The sequence below is a fragment of the Bacillus mobilis genome (assembly GCF_001884045.1).
In the GTDB taxonomy this organism is placed as follows: domain Bacteria; phylum Bacillota; class Bacilli; order Bacillales; family Bacillaceae_G; genus Bacillus_A; species Bacillus_A mobilis.
In genome coordinates this window covers 1-3,813 of the sequence record NZ_MACF01000038.1, presented here as the reverse complement: position 1 = coordinate 3,813, position 3,813 = coordinate 1, and the positions used below count along the sequence as shown (strand labels likewise).

At 34.4% G+C, this 3,813-nt stretch carries 3 protein-coding genes; 1 reads left to right on the top strand and 2 read right to left on the bottom strand.

The features are described from left to right. Positions 1 to 604: 604 nt before the first annotated feature. Positions 605 to 781, bottom strand: a complete 177-nt coding sequence (locus tag BAQ44_RS30770; RefSeq protein WP_161491747.1) for a hypothetical protein — start codon at positions 779 to 781, stop codon at positions 605 to 607. 332 nt (positions 782 to 1,113) lie between these two features. Further along, positions 1,114 to 2,073, bottom strand: coding sequence for a proline dehydrogenase family protein (locus BAQ44_RS03995; protein ID WP_071720911.1), 960 nt, complete (start codon positions 2,071 to 2,073; stop codon positions 1,114 to 1,116). Positions 2,074 to 2,190: 117 nt separating this feature from the next. On the opposite strand from BAQ44_RS03995, the gene pdxR reads away from it, so the two are divergent. Further along, on the top strand, positions 2,191 to 3,603 hold the full coding sequence (gene pdxR, locus BAQ44_RS03990; protein WP_071720908.1) for a MocR-like pyridoxine biosynthesis transcription factor PdxR: 1,413 nt from the start codon (positions 2,191 to 2,193) through the stop codon (positions 3,601 to 3,603). The last annotated feature ends 210 nt before the right edge of the window (positions 3,604 to 3,813 follow it).

Sequence of the window (3,813 nt, the reverse complement as noted above, 5' to 3'; positions counted from 1 at the left end):
CTACTTGGTCGCTCATTTGCGACTTCCTTATGTTAACATCTTCGTTAGTTAATGTCAACTAAGTTTTTTATTTCGTTTGCCGCGTTCTGCGTTATTGCATCGGCGACTTGTTCTATATTACACCTCTAATGTTCAATCGTCAATACCTTTTTATAAATATATTCAAGTTAATATTTTTACACTTTCTACTCTAGAGAAGAGCCTATAAAGAAAAGTTTGTATTGCAAAGCCTCTTCTACTTTACTTTCATTTCTTCTTCTAAAATACATTCAAGTTTACTTATACACTAGACTTAATTTACACGTAAGTTTTCCCCAGCGAAACTAACAACCTTATTTTAATAAATACTAATATGTAGTTTAAAAATCCCCCTCCCTAATACCTCTTTACTTATCAGGCACTCTATTAGAAACGATTAAAGATATACGCATTCTTATAACAGACAACGCTACAGAAATCTTTATATACTACTCTAGTTATGGAGTTCCCCTTATATGATGTAATGGTTACTTACTTGTTTACTCGTAAATATATAGAAACACACTAATACATTTACTAACTATCCCTTTGTCACTGAAATAGCAGACTTATATCTCTTTCATCTTTAGCAGCATCCATTTCCATACGGCCTAGCCGTAACAATTTTATATCCTCTTAACAAACATTTAAAATACATAACTAAACTATACTCGATTAAAAATACGTACCTCAATTGATCGAGTGTACCTAACACACCCGAACGGAACATTCGTTCTAATTGTACTTTATTACTTTTTATCACATTTAAGAATGTTTATCCTATACCTATTATTTACGTTTTAACGCTAGAAGAGCGAATCGAGTTACTAACAAAGTATGTAATTTTATTGTTTCTATTGTATATCCCTCGTTTTGAAATACATATAAAACACCCAAAAAACGAGGGATACGTCTGCACAATTATAAATCATACTCTTTTCAACACCTATAGAAGTCCTATACGTATTTAACGCAAATATAAACTACAAAAGTTTCAATATAAAAAGAGCCGAAATTTCTACTCTAAGGAAATCCGACTCCTTTTATATTGGGCCATAACCAAAATAATTTTTACATTTAAGATTAAATATCTATTTAATATTCCCTACTCTGCTTCGTTGAAGACGGATGTACCATATCTGTCACTGCATGATATAGATTTTCTGGATGTTCAGCTATCCGATGACATAAATACAAGTACCACTCTTTCCCATAGGTCAAATATACTCTAGCGTTATGTCCCTTGTTTTTCAAATTACTTAACATATCCGGACGAATTCCATATAGCATTTCTATTTCTACATTAGATTGACTAAAATATTGACGTTGCTCCATCTCTTTAATAATAATTTCATCGTGTGTAGCTATAGATACAGGGTGATTATTTTCAATTAATTGTTCTACAATCTGAAGATACTGTTGATTTAAGTCAGTTGACCTAGGCATAGTAATATCTGAAGCTTCTTGATAGGCACCTTTTACAACTCTTATTTTCCCTGGATAATGTAGGAGTTCTTGAATATCATTGTTCGAACGATATAAATGTGCCTGAATCGTTATCCCTACATTAGGATATTGCTCAGTTGTTTTTTTATAGATAGAAAGTATGTCCGCTACTTTAGATGATTCTTCCATACTTATCATAAGGGTAGTTCCATATACTTTTGCCTTCTCTACCAACTCCATTAAATGAATATAAGATATTTCTGGATCTATAGATAATCCAATATGCGATAAATCGAGTGATACTGTTTGTTTTATTGGCAGAGCACCCACGTCTCCAATAAGATTCAAAAACTCATTTTTCGCTTTATAACATTCCTTTATATCTAGAGTATTTTCCCCTATGTATTCTAGCGAAGTATGATACCCTTTTGTAATTAGTTCTTTTGCCGTCATAATCCCCTCATGTCTCGTTTCTCCGGTGACAAAGCGTTTCGCAGCCTGCAATAATAACGCATAGAGTTCGGTAGATTGTTGTACATAGGATTTTATATGTTCATTTCGTGCAATCGATTTAAATGCCTGAGCTACTTGGAGTTCTGGTTTAGTCATCACATTTTCATCTCCTTTAGAACTATTTGTTCCAACTATAGCATGCTAAAATGGTTCGTATCAGTACCATTTTAGCTATACTTTTATGGTACCAATTTTGATGAAGGGAGCATTTATATGCTTTGGATGCCTATTGATCGATCGCTAGATATAAGTTTAATTCGCCAGGTTTATCACCAAATACGTGAACGAATATTAAACGGAGAGCTACAATCCGGAGAAAAACTACCATCAACACGGGAATTATCTTCTGAGTTGAGCGTGTCTAGGAATGTAATTTTAGAAGCTTATGATCAATTACTTTCCGAAGGTTTTTTGGTCACTCGACAGGGAGCCGGGACATTCATTGCCGAAGGGACTTATTTAAAACAACATAAAGAATCAACTCTAATTGATTCTTTATCTTGGTGCGAAGAAACAAACAAAGACAGCAACATCATTAATTTCCGTTCAGGGATACCAGCATTAGACTTATTTCCACGTAAAGTATGGGCAAAGTTATCTCACACCACATGGAATGAAGCACCCCCTTCTACATTTGGATACGATATTCCCGAAGGACGTCCCGAATTAAGAAAGGCTTTATCACGCTATTTGCTAAAAACAAGAGGAGTTTTTTGTCATCCAGAACAATTGGTGATTACTTCCGGTGCAACTCAAGCTTTAACACTTGTTTCTAAATTACTTTTGTCAACGGGCGACGAAGTACTAATAGAAGACCCCATCACCAATGACATTCAAACAATTTTTAAAAATTCAGGAGCCTTCCTTCATCCTATACCTGCGGATGATAATGGGATGGATACATCTTCGCTGCCTACAAATAAAAACCCAAAATTCATCTTCACTACTCCTTCTCATCAGTTTCCTTTAGGAGGAGCATTACCGATTCAACGACGGGTTCAATTGATTAACTACGCAAGGAAAACAAATTGTTATCTCATTGAAGATGATTATGACAGTGAATTTCGATATGAAGGTTCACCTGTAAGTTCATTACAGGGATTGGATCCCGAGCGTGTTATATATGTAGGTTCATTTAGTAAAATTTTATCACCGGCCCTTAGGATGGGATACTTAGTTCTTCCCTCACAGCTTATTGAAAAATGCCGCAGTGTAAAATGGTTTTCAGATTTACATACATCTTCTTTAAATCAGCTTGTCCTCGCTAAATTTATTACCGAAGATTATTTGGAACGGCATATTATGAAGATGAAAAAAATCTATAAAAATCGAAGGGACTTCCTTATCCAGCAATTAAAATTAGCGTTCTCAAATAAGATTAATATTTTCGGTTATTCTACAGGATTACACCTGATTGTTGAATTCCATCAAGTTCAATTCACAAAAGACTTACTTGAGAAAATCCAACAACTCGGAGTGAAAGTATATCCCGTGGAAGACCACGCCATCGAAAAAGGAAAACATCATAATCGAATTATTGTGGGGTATGGACATTTAACAACTGAAGAAATAAAAGAAGGTGTGAGTAGACTGCAGAAGGCAATACCTTTTAGATATTCTTGTTAACAAATAGACAGTCTAACAAACTTGGCCATATTTTTCTGAAGGTATGCTATTTAGATGTGAAATCATAATAAAACAAAGCTATTTCTCGCTAGATAAACGTACTCATAGAGTCGATATTAATTACAAAATTATTTCATTAAACACAAAAAAGACGAGTCATACTGACTCGTCTTACAGTTGCTTGGCGACGTCCTACTCTCACAGGGACAA

Bases quoted from the DNA above. Each gene is read 5' to 3' on its own strand.
- BAQ44_RS03995 (WP_071720911.1), bottom strand. From the start codon at position 2,073: ATGACTAAACCAGAACTCCAAGTAGCTCAGGCATTTAAATCGATTGCA.
- pdxR (WP_071720908.1), top strand. From the start codon at position 2,191: ATGCTTTGGATGCCTATTGATCGATCGCTAGATATAAGTTTAATTCGC.